This window comes from Paenibacillus sp. J31P13 (assembly GCF_056269295.1).
The window spans coordinates 266,864-286,046 of the sequence record NZ_JBWDNR010000002.1 but is presented as its reverse complement, the minus strand read 5'-3'; the positions used below and the strand labels follow the sequence as shown (position 1 = coordinate 286,046).

The 19,183-nt window shown below is 44.9% G+C and carries 26 protein-coding genes; 4 read left to right on the top strand and 22 right to left on the bottom strand.

Going from position 1 to position 19,183, the window contains the following annotated elements; translation table 11 throughout:
- Positions 1–2: 2 nt before the first annotated feature.
- From nusB to AC0YOD_RS07365, 15 genes are all read right to left on the bottom strand, one after another.
- Positions 3–446, bottom strand: coding sequence for a transcription antitermination factor NusB (gene nusB, locus AC0YOD_RS07435; RefSeq protein WP_475798638.1), 444 nt, complete (start codon positions 444–446; stop codon positions 3–5).
- A 137-nt stretch (positions 447–583) separates the two neighbouring features.
- Positions 584–814, bottom strand: a complete 231-nt coding sequence (locus AC0YOD_RS07430) for a DUF2273 domain-containing protein (RefSeq protein ID WP_475798637.1) — start codon at positions 812–814, stop codon at positions 584–586.
- Between the two features lie 14 nt (positions 815–828).
- Positions 829–1,386, bottom strand: a complete 558-nt coding sequence (gene amaP, locus AC0YOD_RS07425) for an alkaline shock response membrane anchor protein AmaP (protein ID WP_475798636.1) — start codon at positions 1,384–1,386, stop codon at positions 829–831.
- Between the two features lie 100 nt (positions 1,387–1,486).
- Positions 1,487–1,894: an Asp23/Gls24 family envelope stress response protein gene (locus tag AC0YOD_RS07420; protein WP_475798635.1), complete on the bottom strand. Its 408-nt coding sequence runs from the start codon at positions 1,892–1,894 to the stop codon at positions 1,487–1,489.
- Between the two features lie 130 nt (positions 1,895–2,024).
- Positions 2,025–3,386 (bottom strand): acetyl-CoA carboxylase biotin carboxylase subunit, encoded by a 1,362-nt coding sequence (accC, locus tag AC0YOD_RS07415; protein ID WP_475798634.1) that lies wholly within the window; start codon positions 3,384–3,386, stop codon positions 2,025–2,027.
- Between the two features lie 52 nt (positions 3,387–3,438).
- Positions 3,439–3,930 (bottom strand): acetyl-CoA carboxylase biotin carboxyl carrier protein, encoded by a 492-nt coding sequence (gene accB, locus AC0YOD_RS07410; RefSeq protein WP_475798633.1) that lies wholly within the window; start codon positions 3,928–3,930, stop codon positions 3,439–3,441.
- A gap of 233 nt (positions 3,931–4,163) precedes the next feature.
- Positions 4,164–4,784, bottom strand: a complete 621-nt coding sequence (locus AC0YOD_RS07405; protein WP_475798632.1) for a SpoIIIAH-like family protein — start codon at positions 4,782–4,784, stop codon at positions 4,164–4,166.
- Positions 4,785–4,815: 31 nt separating this feature from the next.
- Complete coding sequence (gene spoIIIAG, locus AC0YOD_RS07400) at positions 4,816–5,445, bottom strand: stage III sporulation protein AG (protein ID WP_475798631.1); 630 nt, start codon at positions 5,443–5,445, stop codon at positions 4,816–4,818.
- Between the two features lie 30 nt (positions 5,446–5,475).
- On the bottom strand, positions 5,476–6,231 hold the full coding sequence (gene spoIIIAF, locus AC0YOD_RS07395; protein WP_475798630.1) for a stage III sporulation protein AF: 756 nt from the start codon (positions 6,229–6,231) through the stop codon (positions 5,476–5,478).
- Between the two features lie 16 nt (positions 6,232–6,247).
- On the bottom strand, positions 6,248–7,495 hold the full coding sequence (spoIIIAE, locus tag AC0YOD_RS07390; protein WP_475798629.1) for a stage III sporulation protein AE: 1,248 nt from the start codon (positions 7,493–7,495) through the stop codon (positions 6,248–6,250).
- Positions 7,496–7,499: 4 nt separating this feature from the next.
- Entirely contained in the window at positions 7,500–7,895 is a 396-nt protein-coding gene (gene spoIIIAD / locus AC0YOD_RS07385; RefSeq protein ID WP_475798628.1) for a stage III sporulation protein AD, read from the bottom strand.
- 39 nt (positions 7,896–7,934) lie between these two features.
- Positions 7,935–8,138: a stage III sporulation protein AC gene (spoIIIAC, locus tag AC0YOD_RS07380; protein WP_475798627.1), complete on the bottom strand. Its 204-nt coding sequence runs from the start codon at positions 8,136–8,138 to the stop codon at positions 7,935–7,937.
- 15 nt (positions 8,139–8,153) lie between these two features.
- On the bottom strand, positions 8,154–8,672 hold the full coding sequence (spoIIIAB, locus tag AC0YOD_RS07375; protein ID WP_475798626.1) for a stage III sporulation protein SpoIIIAB: 519 nt from the start codon (positions 8,670–8,672) through the stop codon (positions 8,154–8,156).
- Entirely contained in the window at positions 8,669–9,700 is a 1,032-nt protein-coding gene (gene spoIIIAA / locus AC0YOD_RS07370; RefSeq protein WP_475798625.1) for a stage III sporulation protein AA, read from the bottom strand. The genes spoIIIAB and spoIIIAA overlap by 4 nt, the downstream gene beginning before the upstream one ends.
- A gap of 102 nt (positions 9,701–9,802) precedes the next feature.
- Positions 9,803–10,075 carry a YqhV family protein gene (locus tag AC0YOD_RS07365; protein WP_475799321.1) on the bottom strand — a complete coding sequence of 91 codons (273 nt, stop codon included), beginning with the start codon at positions 10,073–10,075 and terminating at the stop codon, positions 9,803–9,805.
- 81 nt (positions 10,076–10,156) lie between these two features.
- Between AC0YOD_RS07365 and AC0YOD_RS07360 the strand changes: the two genes are divergently transcribed.
- On the top strand, positions 10,157–10,921 hold the full coding sequence (locus AC0YOD_RS07360) for a 2-phosphosulfolactate phosphatase (protein ID WP_475798624.1): 765 nt from the start codon (positions 10,157–10,159) through the stop codon (positions 10,919–10,921).
- Between the two features lie 82 nt (positions 10,922–11,003).
- Here AC0YOD_RS07360 and AC0YOD_RS07355 read toward each other — a convergent pair whose 3' ends face one another.
- The 5 genes from AC0YOD_RS07355 to AC0YOD_RS07335 form a co-directional block, all read right to left on the bottom strand.
- Positions 11,004–12,257 carry an aspartate kinase gene (locus tag AC0YOD_RS07355; protein ID WP_475798623.1) on the bottom strand — a complete coding sequence of 418 codons (1,254 nt, stop codon included), beginning with the start codon at positions 12,255–12,257 and terminating at the stop codon, positions 11,004–11,006.
- Between the two features lie 129 nt (positions 12,258–12,386).
- Positions 12,387–12,944, bottom strand: coding sequence for an elongation factor P (gene efp, locus AC0YOD_RS07350; RefSeq protein WP_475798622.1), 558 nt, complete (start codon positions 12,942–12,944; stop codon positions 12,387–12,389).
- Between the two features lie 28 nt (positions 12,945–12,972).
- The gene (locus tag AC0YOD_RS07345) at positions 12,973–14,046 is read right to left on the bottom strand and encodes a M24 family metallopeptidase (protein ID WP_475798621.1); all 1,074 of its coding nucleotides are present in this window, start codon (positions 14,044–14,046) and stop codon (positions 12,973–12,975) included.
- Positions 14,047–14,070: 24 nt separating this feature from the next.
- On the bottom strand, positions 14,071–14,499 hold the full coding sequence (gene aroQ, locus AC0YOD_RS07340; RefSeq protein WP_475799320.1) for a type II 3-dehydroquinate dehydratase: 429 nt from the start codon (positions 14,497–14,499) through the stop codon (positions 14,071–14,073).
- A 101-nt stretch (positions 14,500–14,600) separates the two neighbouring features.
- Positions 14,601–15,110: a YqhR family membrane protein gene (locus AC0YOD_RS07335; protein ID WP_475798620.1), complete on the bottom strand. Its 510-nt coding sequence runs from the start codon at positions 15,108–15,110 to the stop codon at positions 14,601–14,603.
- 216 nt (positions 15,111–15,326) lie between these two features.
- Here AC0YOD_RS07335 and AC0YOD_RS07330 point away from each other — a divergent pair, with 216 nt between their 5' ends.
- On the top strand, positions 15,327–16,289 hold the full coding sequence (locus AC0YOD_RS07330; protein WP_475798619.1) for a DUF1385 domain-containing protein: 963 nt from the start codon (positions 15,327–15,329) through the stop codon (positions 16,287–16,289).
- 33 nt (positions 16,290–16,322) lie between these two features.
- Positions 16,323–16,658, top strand: coding sequence for a hypothetical protein (locus AC0YOD_RS07325; protein ID WP_475798618.1), 336 nt, complete (start codon positions 16,323–16,325; stop codon positions 16,656–16,658).
- Between the two features lie 75 nt (positions 16,659–16,733).
- Here the strand turns inward: AC0YOD_RS07325 and mntR are convergent, their stop codons facing one another.
- On the bottom strand, positions 16,734–17,156 hold the full coding sequence (gene mntR / locus AC0YOD_RS07320; RefSeq protein WP_475798617.1) for a transcriptional regulator MntR: 423 nt from the start codon (positions 17,154–17,156) through the stop codon (positions 16,734–16,736).
- A gap of 209 nt (positions 17,157–17,365) precedes the next feature.
- On the opposite strand from mntR, the gene splB reads away from it, so the two are divergent.
- A complete protein-coding gene (gene splB / locus AC0YOD_RS07315; protein WP_475798616.1) occupies positions 17,366–18,433 on the top strand; it encodes a spore photoproduct lyase in 1,068 nt (355 codons plus the stop codon).
- Between the two features lie 30 nt (positions 18,434–18,463).
- Here the strand turns inward: splB and AC0YOD_RS07310 are convergent, their stop codons facing one another.
- On the bottom strand, positions 18,464–19,177 hold the full coding sequence (locus AC0YOD_RS07310; protein ID WP_475798615.1) for a cytochrome c biogenesis CcdA family protein: 714 nt from the start codon (positions 19,175–19,177) through the stop codon (positions 18,464–18,466).
- Between the last annotated feature and the right edge of the window lie 6 nt (positions 19,178–19,183).

Genomic DNA, 19,183 nt, shown 5'->3' with positions numbered 1-19,183 from the left:
GATTAAGATTTCAACTCTTCAATTTCCTCCATAAGCTTGCCTAAAACACCATTAACGAATTTCCCTGATTCTTCTGTTCCAAAATGCTTTGCTAGATCAATCGCTTCATTGATTGCAGCTTTTGGCGGAACATCATCGCGGAAAACCATTTCATAGCAAGCCAAACGCAATACTTGACGATCGACTCGTGACAAACGGTCTACCTGCCAGCCCGTCAAAAACTGTTGCAGCATACCATCGATAGCTTGCTTGTGCTCCATAACGCCTAACACGAGCTCTTGCGCAAACTCATCTGTACTGCCAACTTCGGATGGGTCAGCGCCTATTTCATTTTCTTGGCGAAGCTCGTCCATTAACATATCTACTGCTTCCGTTGCGGAAACCTCGTTCATTTCCATTTGATACAAGCTCGACACTGCTATTTCTCGTGCTAATCTTCGTTTCATGTGACCTCCGCGGCAACTTTATAGCCAATTAAATTGATTCTTGCTTAATCTATGCTGTAGATAAAAAAACCTATGATCTCCTCCCTGCCCCGAATAAGCGGCTATCCGGATTCCGGAGTACGGAGGAGACCACAGGATCATTTAAAGGGTCTAAATCTTTCCAACAACGAATACCAAAGCCGTTGCATTGGAAAAATAGGTCCGTTGTTTAATTCCTTTTGTTTGCCGATCGAATAGCCTATAAAGACAAGCAGCCCTACAAAGAGCATGTCCCAAAAACCAACAAACAAATATAAAAATCCAAAAAACAATCCCGTCGCCGCGCCAAAAACACGCTTTCCATAAATAGCCAAATATTCCCGCCACATCGACAAACTCACCTCTATTCCACGCGACTCTTAAACGTGCCTGATTGAATGATGTTCGCAACATATACGGCTACATTCGTTACAGGTATACCGGCAATATCCTCTACATGATCTTTGACAGCCCGCTGGATTTCTTCGGTCAATACCGGTATCGAGCTTTCACCATCGACAACTGCACGAATGACAATTTCAATACCAGCATCAGTTGCACGAATGCGCACACGCAAATCCTTGACACCCTTCTGACGTGAGGCTGCTTTAAGCGCCAAGTTTTCGATGGTTTCCAAAGAAATACGAATATCACCGAAATCTGTTCTTTGATCGATGGATGGAGCCGATGCTGAGCCACGTTTAAGCGATACGATCAAGAATCGCAAGCTTAGAATAAAGAGGATGATACTAACAATTGTAAATGTAATTTGTATGGAATCACGACGATATAATTCATCTACTAAATCGTTCGCCAGATCGTAAGAAATCAGGCCAAATCCTACACAAAGCAAGAAAATAGACAGACATCCAATTACGATACTGAATAAAAACAAAAGCAGCTTGTCCACGACCTTAATCAACGTAGCGTCTCCTCCTGTCTAGCCGAATGAAAACCCCCTAGCGCCGAGCGGCATGCCCATTCACGAGGGGGTTTACGGGATTAAATTAATTATTCATTATCTATTTAACTCTAAGGTTTTGCTCTTCTTCTTCCGGTTTGTCAGGCGTTTTGAAATGCACATCGTGAATATGTACGTTCACTTCAACAACGTGGAGTCCCGTCATCATCTCGATAGAGCGTTTTACATTGCGTTGAATTTCCGAAGCGATTTCTGGTATCCGATTTCCATACTCAATAATGATGGAAACGTCTACAGCAGCTTCACGTTGGCCAACTTCAACCTTAACGCCTTTGGATAAGTTTTTACGACCAAGAAGCTCAACAATGCCACCGGCAAATCCGCCGCTCATTCCCGCAACGCCATTCACTTCAATCGTAGCTAATCCAGCGATGACTTCGATAACTTCAGGTGCAATTTGAATCGTGCCAATATCCGTTTTCTCAAACTCCGCAGCGATCGTACTCATGATGGTTGTACACCTCCTTAAAGTTCCGCGTACTCGGTTTATAGGCCGAGTTATTAACTGCTTCTTGTTAATATACTATAACATTCGGCATGAAATATGACAAACTATACTAGTTGTTCACATCTTTATCCTAAGTGCCTTCCGGCGCATTAATATCATGCTCTTCAAGGAACTTAATGTCGAAGTTTCCATCAACGAATTTGGGATGGTTCAGAAGCTTCATATGGAATGGAATCGTTGTCCGAATACCTTCGATAGAAAATTCAGACAAGGCCCGCTTCATCCGCGCAATCGCTTCTTCACGGTTAGCGCCCCAAACAATGAGCTTCGCAATCATGGAATCATAATGTGGAGAAATGGTATACCCTGGATACGCTGCGCTGTCTACCCGAACACCTGCGCCTCCAGGCGGCAAGTAAAATTGAATGGTTCCCGGAGAAGGCATGAAATTTCTCTCGGAATCCTCCGCATTGATTCTGCACTCAATTGACCATCCATTAATTTTCAGGTCATCTTGTGTGAATGAAAGAGGATTTCCTTCCGCTACCGATATCATTTCTTTAATTAAATCCACGTTTGTGATCATCTCAGTAACAGGATGCTCTACTTGAATACGCGTATTCATTTCCATAAAGTAAAACTTCTCGTCCGGTCCAAGCAAGAACTCTAGTGTACCAGCACCGGAATAGTTTACGGCTAGAGCTGCACGAACTGCAGCTTGACCCATCTTCTCACGAAGCTCTGGAGACAAGACTGAGCATGGTGCTTCTTCAACCAGCTTTTGACGTCTGCGTTGTACGGAGCAATCACGCTCAAATAGATGTACAGCATTGCCATGCTTGTCGGCAATAATTTGGATTTCAACGTGCTTCATGCCCGTCAAATATTTCTCTAAGTATACGCCAGCATTCCCGAATGCTTTCTGAGCTTCCTGCTGAGCAGTGGTAATTTGTTGAACCAGAGTCGTTTCATCCTCTGCAATACGGATACCTTTACCGCCGCCGCCTGCTGTAGCTTTAATAATAACGGGGTAACCAATGTCACGAGCGATGATCAATGCATCCTCCATGCTCTCGACAAGACCGTCAGAGCCAGGAATGATAGGTACATTCGCAGATTTCATTGTTAGCTTGGCAATCGCCTTATCGCCCATCCGATTAATAGCATCCGGAGATGGTCCGATAAACGTAATGTTGCATGACTCGCAAATTTCTGCGAAATCCGCATTTTCAGCGAGAAAGCCGTAACCAGGATGAATAGCATCACATTCCGTGATGGTGGCTACGCTCATTATATTAGTCAAATTCAGATAGCTGTCTTTAGATGCTGTCGGTCCGATGCAATAAGCTTCATCAGCTAACCGAACATGCAAGGAGTCGCGGTCGGCTTCGGAATAGACAGCAACGCTGCTAATTCCTAGCTCGCGACAAGCGCGGATAATTCTGACCGCAATTTCACCACGATTTGCAATTAATATTTTGTGGAATTTCACGTAGGAACCCCTTTCAAACGACTGTTTCCATGTTCGGACGTTCATTCTCTTCTTATTCTGGTTTAACAAGGAACAGCGGTTGTCCATATTCTACAAGTTGACCGTTTGTTACTAAGATCTCAACGATTTCCCCGCGTACCTCTGCTTCAAGCTCATTCATCAGCTTCATTGCTTCCAAAATACAAACAACGCTTTTCTCATTGACACGATCGCCAATTTTCACATATGCGCCTGCTTCTGGAGTCGGTGAACTGTAGAAAGTACCTACCATTGGTGACACGATCTGATGCAAATGATCAGTCGAAGGACTTGCTGGTGCTGTTTCTTGTACAGCTTGAATCTGTCCTGCTTGCGGAGCAGGCTGAGACACAGCAGGTGCAGGCGCGTATGTATGCATAAGTGGGGCAGCTTGCACATTCACCACTTCTGTTTTGCCAGGCTTGCGGATGAGCAGGCGTGTCCCTTCGTTTTCGATTTCCAGCTCATGAACGGAAGTTTGATCAACCAATTTGATCAGCTCTTTGATCTCGCTCAACTTGAACATGAATATTTTCACTCCTTAGATTTGCGATTACTAAAATGGTTTACTCGGCATCTTATCATTATTATGTTTCTATGCCAATCTATCCAAAACCTTCACATAACGTTTAACATTATATCATAAACAAGCCTGAACACGAATCATTTTTTGTATTTCCATGTGATGGGTCAAAAAAAAGTTCCTGTCACCTACAGCTGACACGCTGTAGAAGACAGGAACTTTACTAATGTGAAGAGCTATTCGTTAATATAACGAACAGATACTTGATCAGCGCCAACTTCCATTGTATCCATAACCAGTTTAATGATATCAGCCGCTTGTTTCTTCTCTAGTTTCTCACTGGATACAACTACTTTGAATTGGTCGCTCTCCTCGTCTATGACAGCTACCTCATACTGTTTCATTAATTCCGTCTCTAAGCCTGTAATTTTCGATGATTTATCTTCAAACTTGCTAAGCTCCTCAGCTGCTGCAATCGCATCCTCTTGCTTGTTTGTAACCTCTGCCATTGCTGCCATAATGCGATTCTCAGTATCTGCATTTTTCAATTCCCGCTTAGCAAGCAGATCGCCGAAGTATCCGCCTAGGGCACTTCCTTGCTCCTCCCACTGATTCAGAGCTTCTTTATCCGCTTCGCTAAGCAATGAATCGGCATCCCCTGGTTTCACTTGGTTTACAACTAATCCATCGCCGCCTGCTGCTGCTTCTGTCGCATTCCCTGCAGCCTTTTCTGTTTGTGAGCTGTCAGTCAGTACATCTGACGTATTCGTGTCCTGCGTAAATAGATAATAAGCAGATAATACCACCATCAAGCTAAGCATTGATACGAGCCACACCGTTTGTCTTTTCGTGTTCATTTGAACACCCTCCCCAACTCTTCATTTTATTTTATTGTTTACTAGGTACTACTGAGATTCGGTTGATCGGTACATTAAAGCCTTTCTCTACGGCACTGATAATAAGGCGTCTTACTGTTATGTTTTCTGCGCCTTTAGCGACAATAAGAATGCCGCGAATATGCGGATTGATCGTTTTGGTCACAATCGGCTTCTGTTCCCCCGATACCTCATACATGACTACTTGCCCATTTTTCGTTATCGAGGTAATATGTCTGCGGCCGCCATTCCGGTCATTCTCATCGGTTATGGATTGCGTCTCATCCTCATTGCTCTTGTATATCGTCTCTTCCGTTGAATCGATTGTAATTAGAACATCGACTGTACCCACACCAACAATTTTCTCCAGAATCTCCTTCAGTCTTGTTTCCAAAGGATGCTCTATCGCTTCGAACGGAGAGCCCGATGAACTCGAACTATTCCATGCAGCTTCCGTTTGCGGTGGTGGATTGGGATCCTGCGCCGACGGTTCAACCTCTTTAAAGGTGAGAAAAGAATTCATAATCATTAGCGCTGCGCCAATTCCGCCAACGATTAGCAAAATTCGCAGCGTCCTCACCCGCTTCGGGCCGCTGGGTCCGCCGCCAACCGCTGCTTCTATGCTTTCCAGCCATTTGGCCACCGCGCCATACCTCCTCTCCATACTTGAAATCTATCGTGAATCGTTTTGTACCGCAGGCTGCCTTATGACAACTTTTTTGGCATCAACACCCCAGCCTTGTACAATTATTCCGCTAATAAGGACATTCATCTCTCCACCAACTTCTGACCATTGCGTATCGCCTTGTTGAAACTCTGATTTATCTGCATCGTCCGCAGCTGTTGAATTCGTTTCCGATTGGTCTCCAATTTCACCTTGATGTTCAATTTCTATATCAACGATGACGGGCATCACTTCTTCCACCGTTTTTCCATCCTTCATCAGTCCATTTTTCTGTTCAGTTGCTTTGAGCGTCACAATAACTCCGTCAATATAAGGAATCTGCTTGCCAGAGTGGTTGACCCACTTCAACAATACGTCAACGGAATCAATTGTTGCCTTCGTTCGCTCTGCGACTTCGTTTTGAATCGAAGCTTCCAATGTTTTTTCCATAAGCTTGGCAGCTTCTAGATTTCGTTTTTCGCTCATCTGCTCACCGTCTTGCGTTATTTTTGCTAGACTTGTCATAGTAGATTTGCTTGCCATCTCCTTATCGCTCCACTGCTGCATTCCCTCGTCCAGCTTGGAGCCAATATCGCTTTGCACCAGCTTCAAAATCGGAGATAGAATGGTTAATAAAATAAATAGCCCCACTACGAGACGCGCATATCGCTGCATCGCTTTGTTCGGAAGCAGAAGCTCGACAAGCACCGCAAGCAGTATGATTGCGATTATGTCTCTAAGCCAGTCGCTTAACCAAGCAACCACAGCATCAGCCCCTTCCTCATCGCACCATCAGCGAAGCATTTCCCGCGGTTAATATGATCGTTACAGCAAGGAAAAACATGAGACTGACTGCCGCCAGCGCAGCAAAGATAAAAATCATCGTCTTTCCAATTGTCTGTAGGCATGTAACAATCGGCGATTCTCCGAGCGGCTGCATAATGGCAGCCGATATATTGTAAATGAGTGCAAGCGTTAAAATTTTGATGGCAGGAAAGGCGCTGATGAAGAGCAATATGATGACGCCAGCCAGTCCAATCGCATTTTTCGCAAGCATAGAAGCAGAAATGACAGTGTCGGCTGCATCTGAGAACATTCGCCCAACTACGGGAACGAAATTACCAGTTACAAATTTAGCTGTCCGCAGTGTAACCCCATCTGTTACTGCACCTGTTGCTCCCTGCACCGAAATAACCCCGAGAAAGATGGTGATCAACACCCCCATCACACCGACAGCAATCGTCCGAAGCAAGTTTGCCAGCTGTGTGACTTTGAATTTTTCCGATAGGGAACTGGCAATGTGCAGTACGGCTGAAAAGAACAGAAGCGGAAATACGATTGTATAGATGAGTGTTCCAACTGCATGTATCATGAAAATGATTAAGGGGTGAAGCACCGATACGGTAACGACGTTCCCCATAGAGGCTAACAGTGTCAACAGAAGCGGAACCATCGCTAGCATGAATTGAATCATGCTCTCAATTGCACCCTTGGCATAGTCAATTGCCACATGGAAGCTATTAACGGCAATAATGATCAAAACCATATAAGTTATGGAGTAGGCCACTTTACTCACAGCGTTTCGTTCAAAAGCATTTTGCAGCGTCTCCAGCACCATGCTGAATACCGTAAGCATAATGATCGTAACGAGCAGCTTCCCGTTATAGAGCACTTCATGCCAGAAATAGCCTAGCAGCCCTTTCAACATATCTGTCAGTTTAAGTCCTTTGCCGCCTGGTATAACCATTTCCATAAAGCTAGGAATCTTTTGCTCTGGGAAAAATCCGCCGTACTGACTGCGAAGCTCGTTCCAATAGGATTCAACTGCATCCGTCTCTAATCCGTTGATTTGGTCCTTTGTAAGCTCTTTTGAGAGCTGTTCAACCTCTTTGTTCTGATCAAGAGCAGGCGCCCCTTGCGTGCCAGTTCCTGCATAGCTAATATTCGGGACGAATGAAAAGAGTATCAGGGCTGTAAAGATGAAGAGCATCAAATGGGCCCGCTCTTTGGCGGAGGTGAGCTTGATCATGGTCTCAGCTCCCATCCGGCAGCAAGCCAATTACCGTCTCTACGATCACGCTAATGATCGGCACAGCCATGACGAGTATAAAGATCTTTCCTGCAAACTCAATTTTTGAAGCGATGCTTTCTTGACCTGCGTCTCTTACAATCTGTGCACCAAATTCCGCAATGTAGGCGATCCCGATTATTTTCAAAATCGTCTTTAAGTAAATGGACGGAATACCTGATCGCAGAGCCAAATCCTCAAGCACCGTGATGACAATCTCTATTTTGCCGATCAGATACAGGAAGATGAAGATCCCTGTAAATGCGGCGAGTAAAAATGCGAACAGCGGCTTTTGCTCCCGAACCACTAGAATAAGTACAGAAGCCATCAGACCAAGTCCGACAATTTGAATCATTTCCACTTTACTCACCCGCTTGACAGCACGTCCGACAGAAGACGCCTACTGGAACAAAAATATTGTCTTGATCTCCTGAAACAGTTCATTAAGGAGCCGAACAACCATAAACAGCACGACAACGAAACCAATTAATGTTACCCAATGCGCCATATCTTCTTTTCCCATCTGCTTCAGAACCGAGTGAATCATTGCGATTACAATCCCGATTCCAGCAATTTGGAAAATGGCGCTCACATCCATGTCCATCCCTGCGGCACCCCATTACACCATCAAAATGACGATCAGCACAGCGATCAAAATACCGAGACTTTTCCACATTTTCTCGTAACGCCCTTGATCGTCTCTCGCTGCGTCCTCCTCTGCTTTCAGCTGCAATAATGCTAAACGAATATGTTTCATTTGATCTTCCTTATCGCTAATTCCAAGCGTTGATCCCAATCTGATGAGTGCAGCTTGCTCATTGGCACGCATAGATGTTGCTCCCCACTGCGATTTAACGGCCTGCTCCCAGCTGTCGCGAAAGGTTAAGCTCTCGCTCTCCATAATACCGCTTGCCGCTTTTCGGAATAGTGATGCCAGCGGTTCCGGGGTCGCCGAAGCCGTTCTCTCTAGAGCCTCAGGCAATGGAGTGTGACCATATCCGATTTCGGTCTCCAGCCGCTGCAGCGCATGAGCGAGCTGACGCAATTGCCTTGGACGTTCGGCAAATCTAGCTGCTTGCTGAAATCCAATCATCGTCCCTGCAAATAATATAAGGACGGCGCCAAGCAGCTTGATCATGGATCATCAGCTCTAAGCCTTGCAGGCCACGCCGGAACACGATCTGAGGCAGTGCGGCTCGCTGAGGTTGTCCGTCCAATGGCTTCCGCAGGTACAACTCGGTGCATGATTCCCTGTTCTGTTCTTTTCAGCTCAACGACATAAGTAAATGCCCCCTCGTCGAGCAACTTCCGCAGTACTGGTCTTCCTCTTGCTTCCTGCAAATCGAATGCATGCGCGGTTGCGACAACGCTTATTCCTGCATGGCTTGCTTCGCGAATGGCTTCACCGTCCTCTGGCCTGCCGATCTCATCTGCGATAAGCACCTCGGGCGACATAGAGCGCAGAAGCATCATCATGCCTTCCGCTTTCGGACAGGCATCCATCACATCTGTCCTTGGACCGACATCAAAGGTTGGAATGCCGCGTACGCAAGCCGCAATCTCAGAGCGCTCATCAACAACCCCTACCTTCTTGCCTTGCCAGTTCCCAGCTTCGAGGCCTGGCCATAAGCCATAGCTTACTGATCTAGCAATATCTCGTATAAGCGTCGTCTTTCCTTGCTGCGGCGGAGCTAATATGAGCGTCGAGTGCAGCGTTTTTTTCTCGCGGTCAATCAGCTTAGGCAGCAAGTGTGCACTAGCTCCAATTACCTCTCTTGCAACCCGAATATTAAATGCGCCGATATCACGTATGCCTCTTACTACACCGCTGTCCAAAATCGTTCTGCCTGCTAGTCCGATGCGATGGCCTCCTGATACGGTAATAAAGCCTCTGCGCAGCTCTTCTTCCATCGCATATAATGAATAATTCGTAATGCGTTCTAGAAGCTTCCGACATGTCTCGGCCGATGGCTTATATGCCCCGTCTGCTGATTGTCGAAGTGTGCCGTCCAGCATCAGGAATCGGGATTGTCCCCGAAATCCGATTTCCAGCGGTCTTCCCTCTCGAATTCGTATCTCCTCAAGCTGCTCTTGTGTTTGAGTAGGGAGACGTTCGAGCAATGTTTTCAGCTCCATTGGTAGCAAATGTACGACTCGTGCCAGCATGGCTTCATCACTCCTAGATGTTTGTCCTTCGTAATTCCTATTTGTATGCCCATAGAGCGAAAATATGTCTCCAACTTGTACAATTGCTAGATTGACAGACTATTATTTTTTTAAAATACCAATCATCAAACAAATTACACCTGCACCCACCCATAGGAACTTGGATGGTGACAGCTTATCCGACAATCCAACGAGTCCAACTGTCGTTGTCGCGATCAAAATAAGCGGCCCAACCAGCGCCAGCGATGAATTTACAATCAATGCCTTGTCAATTTGATTTAGTCGAAGCATAAGAATCGCCGCGCAAATCTCTATCGTTCCAGATGTGAGACGCAGTGATGCCATTGTCATTACAACTTTATTGATCACAGTCATATGACCTCCCTTCATGAAAAGGTGTATGGATTATTCATATGCAAGCCTGTCTATATTTCATACCGGGCACCTGCCCACCAAATGCAGCATATAGTGTTGCATGCAGACAAAGCTGAGAAGGGCGGAAGAAATGTTATGCAAGCGCAGGTAATATCTAGTGTTAATGAAGCAAGCTCAGCTAGATTTCATCACAAGACGGCTATTATTGTGGATGTGTTGCGAGCAACCAGCACGATTGTAACGGCAATTTCTGCCGGTGCCTTATGCGTCATCCCTGCAGAGACCGTAATGGAAGCGCGAGCCCTGCAGCGTGAAGGGGATTTGCTTGGAGGCGAGAGATTTTGCAAAAAAATTGCTGGCTTTGATCTCGGTAATTCACCTGAAGAATATACGGAGCAGGTTGTCGGCGGAAAACGTATAGTGCTCACCACTACGAACGGAACAAGAGCCATTCACAAGTCAATGCGAGCCGATTATATTTTGATTGCGTCGATGCTGAATGCGGAAGCTTGTGCTCGATCAGCTATTGAGCTTAGGCGTGATATCGTTATTCTATGTGCAGGCAGTCATGATGAATTTGCTATTGAAGATGGGTTATGCGCGGGGCTTGTTTTAGATAGACTTCATTCTTTAAGCCATTTCCCTATCGAAATGGATGACTTTGGCACAGCTATGCTCGCTCTCTATCGAAATCGAGCGGCGCAGCTAAAAGAAACGATTATGTGCGGGATGAGCGGCAAACGCTTGATTAAGCTTGGCTATAAGCAAGATATTGAAGCATGCTCCTTTGTAGACATCTACAAAGATGCGCCAAAGCTATGTGGGGATCAGCTAATGCGCAATTAAGATTAAGAATAGGCAGTGCATTGCATAAAAAAAGAGCCCTTCCGAAAGCTCGGAAGGGCTCTTGCTCATTATAAAAAAAGGATTAACGACGATCTTGCGGACCACCAACAAAAGCTTGCTCAGCTGTATCAAGACCATATGCGGTATGAAGTGCGCGAACAACGTCATTTAAAGGCTCTGCTGTAATGACGCATGAACATTTAATTTCAGATGTGCTTACCATTTTGATACTTACACCCAGTGAAGAAATCGCTGCGAACATTTTCGCTGCAACTCCAGGGTTGCTGACCATGCCAGCACCTACGATCGAAACCTTAACCAGATCTCCTTCGGATGTGGTTTCACGGAAAGGAACCGCTTTGCGATTGGATTCAATGACTTCAATCGCTTTATCCTTATCGTTGCCAGAGACGGTAAAGGAGAAGTCTGCCTTGCCATCCTGTACACCGCTTTGTACGATGATATCAACATCGATTCCGTTGTCTGCCAATGCGCCAAATACGTTTGCAAGCACACCAGGAACATCCTCTACGCCCAAAATGCTAATTCGAGCCACATTTTTGTCAAACGCGATACCGCGAACGACCACGCCTTGCTCCATGACCGCTTCCTCCTTCACACTTGTACCTTCGTTATGGGTAAAGCTTGAGCGTACAACCAGCTTCACATTATTATGCTTGGCATACTCCACTGCGCGTGGATGTAATACAGCCGCCCCCAAATGAGCCAGCTCCAGCATCTCATCATATGAAATCTCGTTCAGCTTTCTTGCATTTTTCACGACCCGAGGGTCAGTAGAATAAATACCGTCAACATCCGTATAAATCTCGCATACGTCTGCCTTCATCGCTGCTGCCATCGCAACTGCTGTTGTATCTGAACCACCGCGACCAAGCGTTGTGATTTCTCCATCTTCCGTCATACCTTGGAATCCAGCAATAATGACTACATTGCCGCCCTCAAGCGCATGAAATACACGTTCAGGATGAATATTGGTCATCTTTGCCTTGCCATGAACCGCTTCTGTTCGAATACCCGCTTGCCAGCCGGTAAATGAAAGAGCTTTTCCTCCAAGCTGATGAATGGTCATCGAAAGCAATGCGATCGATATTTGTTCACCCACCGTAAGCAGCATATCCATTTCCCGCGCCGGCGGATTTGGATTTAATTGCTTCGACTGATCGATTAAATCGTCTGTTGTATCTCCCATAGCAGAAACGACGACAACAATATCATTGCCTTCTTGCTGCCTCTCAATTATGCGTTTTGCGACGCGCTGCATCCGCTCCGGCGTTCCAACGGAGCTGCCGCCAAACTTCATCACTATCAAAGACAAAGCTGATTCACTCCTAACGTGGCCATATACATACAAGTCAATATTATATCACAACATTTAGCAACATGGGTATAAATAACTGCAAAAAAACCGTCCGCATGATACGGACGGTTCATTTACTACGGCTAACTATGCACGCGAGATGTATTTACCTTCGCGAGTATCAACCAAAAGAATATCGCCTTCGTTAATGAACAATGGCACTTGAACACTTAATCCTGTTTCAACTTTCGCCATTTTTGTAGCGCCTTGTGCAGTGTTGCCTTTAACACCTGGCTCCGTTTCAACAACTTTTAGTTCAACGCTGTTTTGCATTTGAATACCAAGAATTTCACCTTGGTAGCTCGAAATGTTAACATTCATATTTTCTTTCAGGAAATTTAATTCCCACTCAAGCTGTTTCTTGTCCAGGTTGAACTGGTCAAATGTTTCGTTATCCATGAATGTGTATTCCGAACCAGAATTGTACAGATATTGTACTTCACGGTTTTCGATGATTGCGCGGCCAATGCTCTCGCCAGCACGGAAAGTTTTCTCAACAACGTTGCCGTTGCGAAGGTTTTTCAATTTGGAGCGTACAAAAGCAGCGCCTTTGCCTGGTTTAACGTGTTGAAAATCAAGAACGGAGAAAATGTCATTGTCTACTTGTACGGTTAAGCCTGTCTTAAAATCATTTACTGAAATCATTGCTGATTCCCTCCTGAATGAATAGTCCTTAGTCCAGAATGATCAAGTCTTTCGGCGCTAAGGTTAATATTTTAATACCGGTTTCCGTTATAACGATATCATCTTCAATTCGTACGCCGCCGAAGCCGGGTACGTAAATGCCAGGTTCTACCGTTACGGTCATGCCGGGGGTTAAAATCGTTTCGCATTGTTTGGACAATCTCGGCGCTTCATGAATCTCCATGCCTAGCCCATGTCCCGTCCCATGGCCGAATAAATCACCATAGCCGTATTTCGTAATAATATCGCGAGCCAATGCATCCGCTTCACGACCGCTCATGCCTGGCTTGATATTCTCCAGAGCATGGAGCTGAGCTTCCAGCACGATATTGTAAATCTCTAGATGCTTGTCAGTTGGCGTACCAATAAAGACCGTCCGAGTAATATCGGAACAATAGCCCTTGTAATAAGCGCCATAGTCAAGCTTAACGAACTCATTTGTACCAATAATCCGATCACTGGCAACGCCATGCGGCAGAGCCGAACGTTCCCCGGAAGCTACTATTGTATCGAAGGATGATGAGGTAGCGCCATTGCTGCGCATAAACATTTCCATCTCTAGCGCTATATCGGTCTCACGAAGGCCCGGACGAATAACCTTCAAAATATGAGCGAAAGTGTTGTCTGCTAGCTCAGCAGCTTCCTTCATAATTTGCAGTTCAGCTTCATCCTTAATGATACGAAGTCCTTCTACCAGCGCTGGAGCAGGCTCCAACGTAATACCGGACAATGTTTTTGTCCATGCCGTATATTGGCTAAATACGACATGATCCTGTTCAAATGCAAGCTTCATCAGATTGTGCTGAACAAGAAGCTCACGAACATTCTCTAGTGGACTTGACCCGTGCTCGACTATTTCAAATCCGACCGCTTGTTGTGGTGCTTGTGTGCGATAACGGAAATCAGTCAGCAAATAGGCCGCGTTCAGTGTAATCAGAACCATGCCTGATGAGCCTGTAAAGCCGCTTAAGTAGCGACGGTTATGCTCACTTTCGATTAAGATTGCCTCAAAACGGTTTTCCTCCATCAGTTGGCGGAGTCGCTTTACTCTTTCGTTTGGCATAGCAGTTTCACCTTGTCTTTCCTTTTATGATTTTTGCAAATGGCTAACGAGCGCAGTTAATCCCAGCTCATAGCTTTGAGAACCAAAGCCTGCAATTTGACCGACAGCAATCGCTGCAATGACAGATACGTGACGAAACGACTCTCTTTTGTGAATATTGGACATATGAACCTCTATAATAGGCAATCCAATCGTACTAAGAGCATCTCGCAGCGCATAACTGTAATGCGTCCAAGCTCCGGGGTTAATGACGATACCGTCCACTTTTCCATATGCACTATGTATCCGATCAATCATTTCACCTTCATGATTCGTTTGAAAAAATTCAACTTCGACACCAAGTGTCTTCGCTTTATCCTCCAGCAACGATTCAATGAATGCAAGTGTTTCTGTCCCATATACACCCGGCTCACGAATACCGAGCATATTTAGGTTTGGGCCGTTTAAAATCATGATTTTGTGCACTAATGCACCTCCCAAGCAACCGAATCCATCATACCTTCAAAGATCATTAGCCATTTTACCACAAATGTCCGTCGCTTGAGAAGTGAAACTCATGATGAAATCTTCATTGGCTCGCGTGAAGCCTCATCTGTAAACTCGAATGCGATTGAATAGCCAATAAAAACACCCCATAGAAGGGATATACAGAGCTCCGTAAAAAGGGTATTCCAGCCTGCCTGCCAGATTGGTTTCATTATGCCCATCATCGGTCCTACTGCAATAAACAATATGCCCCACCAAACTAAGCCATAAATTATTCCTGGCCATGGACCGTGCAACCGACCAAGAAGTACCTTATAGATAAAGGCGACCAGGATAGAGAGCACAATATAGCTTGCGATGCCGACTACTATTCCCCAGCCCGTCTTTAGGAAGGATGATTTTAAAAAAGGATCGGCAACAAATCCGGGTAGAACCGTCGTAAATTTCATTTCATAGAATACCCAGCGAAGCGTTCCCCATATCAGCCCTGCAAAAAAACCAATTTTGATGCAATACAACCATGGATTTGTATGTTTTTGTCCCTCGTCCTTGCTGCCGGCTTGCTTCTGCCCTGCCATGGTCTTATTCCTCCATTCTGCATTCTGATCTTATCTCAATTTAGTATGCGAAATATTACCGATTCGTAACCCTATATTTTCATGAGCCTCATGATTCCGTCTTGACGGGGACGTTGGCAATTCACCGATAGATCAAGTACAATAGATGTATAAAGCAATCATTTTAATCATCGCAGTATTTCTAGCGATAACCTACTCAAGGAAGGTGACAAGCACTTGCCGCAAGACTCCAGAAGTATATATGGCGGACAAGCGGTTATCGAAGGCGTAATGTTTGCTGGCAAACACGTTAACGTAACAGCTGTTCGACGCAAAAATGATGAAATCGTATTTTACGAGGTTCCTCGAACCTCCCAGCGCTGGGTACAACGTTTAAAGAAAATTCCGCTTGTTCGCGGCGTGGTAGGTATTTTAGAATCAAGTGCGAAGGGATCGCAGCATTTGAACTTTTCGATGGAAGCTTATGCAGAGGATGAGGCTGTCGAAGAGAAAGATCAAGCAAAAGATAACCCCGCTCCCGCTAAGGAAGAGAAGAAATCAAGCGGTTGGAGTCTGAGCATGATCGTCGGCGTTGCCGTTGCAGGCGTCATTTCTTTTATTTTCGGAAAGCTCATCTTTACTGCGGCTCCAGCTGCCATAGAAGAATTGCTATTCTCAGGGGTATTCGATAACAAGGTCGGTCATAACTTATTAGAAGGCCTTATCAAAATCATTTTATTGCTTGGCTATTTATACTTTATCTCCATGACTCCGCTCATCAAGCGTCTTTTTCAGTACCACGGTGCGGAGCACAAAGTGATAAGCGCTTATGAAGCTGGTGCTGAATTAACGGTAAAAAACGTACAAAAGTATAGCCGACTTCACTATCGTTGCGGATCTAGCTTTATTATCTTCACCGTAATAGTCGGTGTTGTCGTTTACTCTCTACCTTTCTTTACTTGGGATTCCATTTGGGAGCGTATTTACATTCGTATTTTGCTGCTTCCACTTGTTCTTGGTTTGTCTTATGAGGTATTGCGCTGGACAAATGCATTGCGAGAAGTTCCTGTACTTCGTTACTTAGGCTATCCAGGGCTTTGGCTGCAACTTCTGACAACCAAAGAGCCGCGTGATGAACAGCTTGCTGTATCCATTGCATCGTTCAATCGGATGCTTGAGTTAGATAAACAAATGAAATAAAGGTTCAACCTATTTAGAAAGGCGGTATTTATAATGAGCAGAGTGCCTAGCAAATGGAATGTAGGGTCAATAACATTGTTAGCATTGCTGGCCATCGGTATTGTATACAGTGTTGTTCTTAATTTTAGCGCCTATATGCTCATTCCTGTTATCGTGCTTGGCGTAATTTTCTGGCTGTATAAATATCCACCGGCTTTTCTGAGAGGCTATGGCTCTACGCAAGGGCGTACGGTGGTCAAGCAAAGCCGAGCTACCGCTGCTAAGGTCGCTAAGAGCAAAACAAAGACTAAAGGCGCGAAGTCCAAAACCGTTCCGTTCCGAGTCATTGAGGGCGGTAAGGATGACGATGATTTGCCTAAATATCATTAACAGCTATACAAAAAAAGGTCAGCAGGCAAATGCCTGCTGACCTTTTTTTGAGGGTTTTCAAATAATCGCTATGTATTATTCGCTTTCCATATCCGTGCGAACGGCACGAAGCTCGTCCAATCGCTGAGAATCACGGTTAAAATATTCGACTAGTGCTTCAATGCAGGTTATCGAATCCCAGCTTAGATGATGCTCGATGCCTTCTACATCCTGATAAATATTCTCATCCTGAACACCAATTGTCGTAAGAAACGATTCTAATAGCTGATGGCGATCAACAAGCCTCTTACCCATCTTCTTGCCTTTATTGGTCAGGACAAGTCCGCGATACTTTTCATAGATTAAATAATTATCCTTATCGAGCTTTTGAATCATTTTTGTGACGGAGGACGGATGAACCTCTAGTCCTTCTGCTATGTCCGAGACACGTGCATACCCTTTTTCATCAATGAGCTTATAAATTCTTTCCAAGTAGTCTTCCATGCTCGGTGTCGGCACTGAAGAACCCCCTAACCAAACTTCTTCACCTTGTTTCCTCGGCGTTACTCTAAGTATCATACACTTTTCGGCATGTTCACTGCAACCTGTTCTCCTTCCCAATTACATTTGAAATCGACTTTGCTCATTAAATTACCAGTTTGAGCACTCGCCCGCCTCCACACACTAAGCTTGATTCATTATTCATTTTCAATATGGGAGGAATGACGGTGAGTACTGCCACTATTGATCGTCCTAAAACAGATCGTTCCACGCTTTCCTTTGTTCCAGAGCTTGTTTATTTTGAACCATCTGCGCTCGATTATCCAAAAGGACAACGGATTTTTGAATGGGTTAAGAAGGAAGGCATTCCATACAGGATGACGACCTCACATAACCGAATTACAAATTTGCCAGGCGATTCCGAGCTCGAAAAATACAGGATCGCCAAGCGAACGCTTGTTGTCGGCATTCGCAAGACATTAAAATTTGATACGTCTAAGCCCTCAGCAGAATATGCCATTCCAATTGCAACCGGCTGTATGGCTCATTGCCATTACTGCTATTTGCAAACCACATTAGGAGCCAAGCCTTATATCCGGATTTACGTTAATATCGATGATATTATAGAGGCAGCAAAGGGCTACATTGAGGAAAGAAAGCCTGAAATTACAAGATTTGAAGCCGCATGCACCTCTGATCCGGTTGGTTTGGAACCCATATCGGGCAGTCTTCGCGAGCTAATCGAATTCATGGGGCAAGAGGAGCATGGTCGACTGCGCTTTGTTACTAAATTTCATCATGTGGACTCCTTGCTTGACGCCAAGCATAATGGGCATACTCGAATTCGATTTAGTGTAAACTCCAAATATGTGATCAAAAACTTTGAACCCGCTACCTCCCGCTTCGAGCAACGTATTGAAGCCGCCGCTAAAGTAGCCAGAGCGGGTTATCCTATGGGCTTCATTATTGCCCCGATTATTTGGCATGACGGCTGGGAGGAAGGCTATGGCGAGCTTTTAGCCTCATTAGACGCTGCTCTCCCTCAGGATGTTAGAAAGGATTTAACCTTTGAGCTTATTCAGCATCGTTTTACGAAAACCGCAAAAGGCGTTATAGAAAAACGATATCCAAAAACGAAACTTGAGATGGACATCGAAAAACGAAAATATAAATGGGGCCGATGGGGTCAAGGCAAATATGTATACCCTGATGAACAAGCAAATGCGCTCCGCATGTTTATATCGGAGCGCATTTTCGAACACTTTCCAGAAGCAAAAATTGAATATTTCACTTAAAACCGCATCTCAATTCTGGTTGAATTAATATTAAAAAGCCAACCATTCAGGCGTAATCATATTCAGCCATATTGTAATCTTCGTCATTTGATCTGTGAACAGAAGCAAACCCATTAGAATCATTACCGCTCCGCCGATTTTCATGACCGTTGAAGAATACTTCAATATCCATCTAGCTGTGCCTAGGAAAAAGGCGAGTACAAAAAATGGTATAGCAAATCCAAGCGCGTAGGCTGTCGTTAATTGAAACCAAGTTCCCGGTTCAGTAGCGGCAAGACCTAAAATAGCAGTAAGTGCCGGTCCCATACAAGGTGTCCATCCTGCTGAGAAGCCAATCCCAAAAATAAATGAGCCCATGTAGCTCGATTTTTTTGGAATGAGATTCATACGACGCTCCTTCATGAGCAGCTGCGGTTGAAAAATACCGATGAGGAATAATCCCATCAAAATAATAAGTACCGCGGATAATTGCCTAATAAGCTGACGATACTCACTGAAAAATTCAGCGAAAACATTTGTTCCATACCCAAGAGCATAGTAAACCGTACAGAAGCCTAAAATAAAAAACAGCGTATGCGACATCGTTCGCATGCGTTTTTGTTTTCCATTTGAATTCTCTTTCAAATCCGTTACTGAAATGCCTGTTATGTAAGATAAATAAGAGGGATAAAGCGGCAAGCAGCATGGCGATATAAAAGATGCAAAGCCGGCGCCAAACGCCAGCCAAATATTAATATCAGACAATTCCTA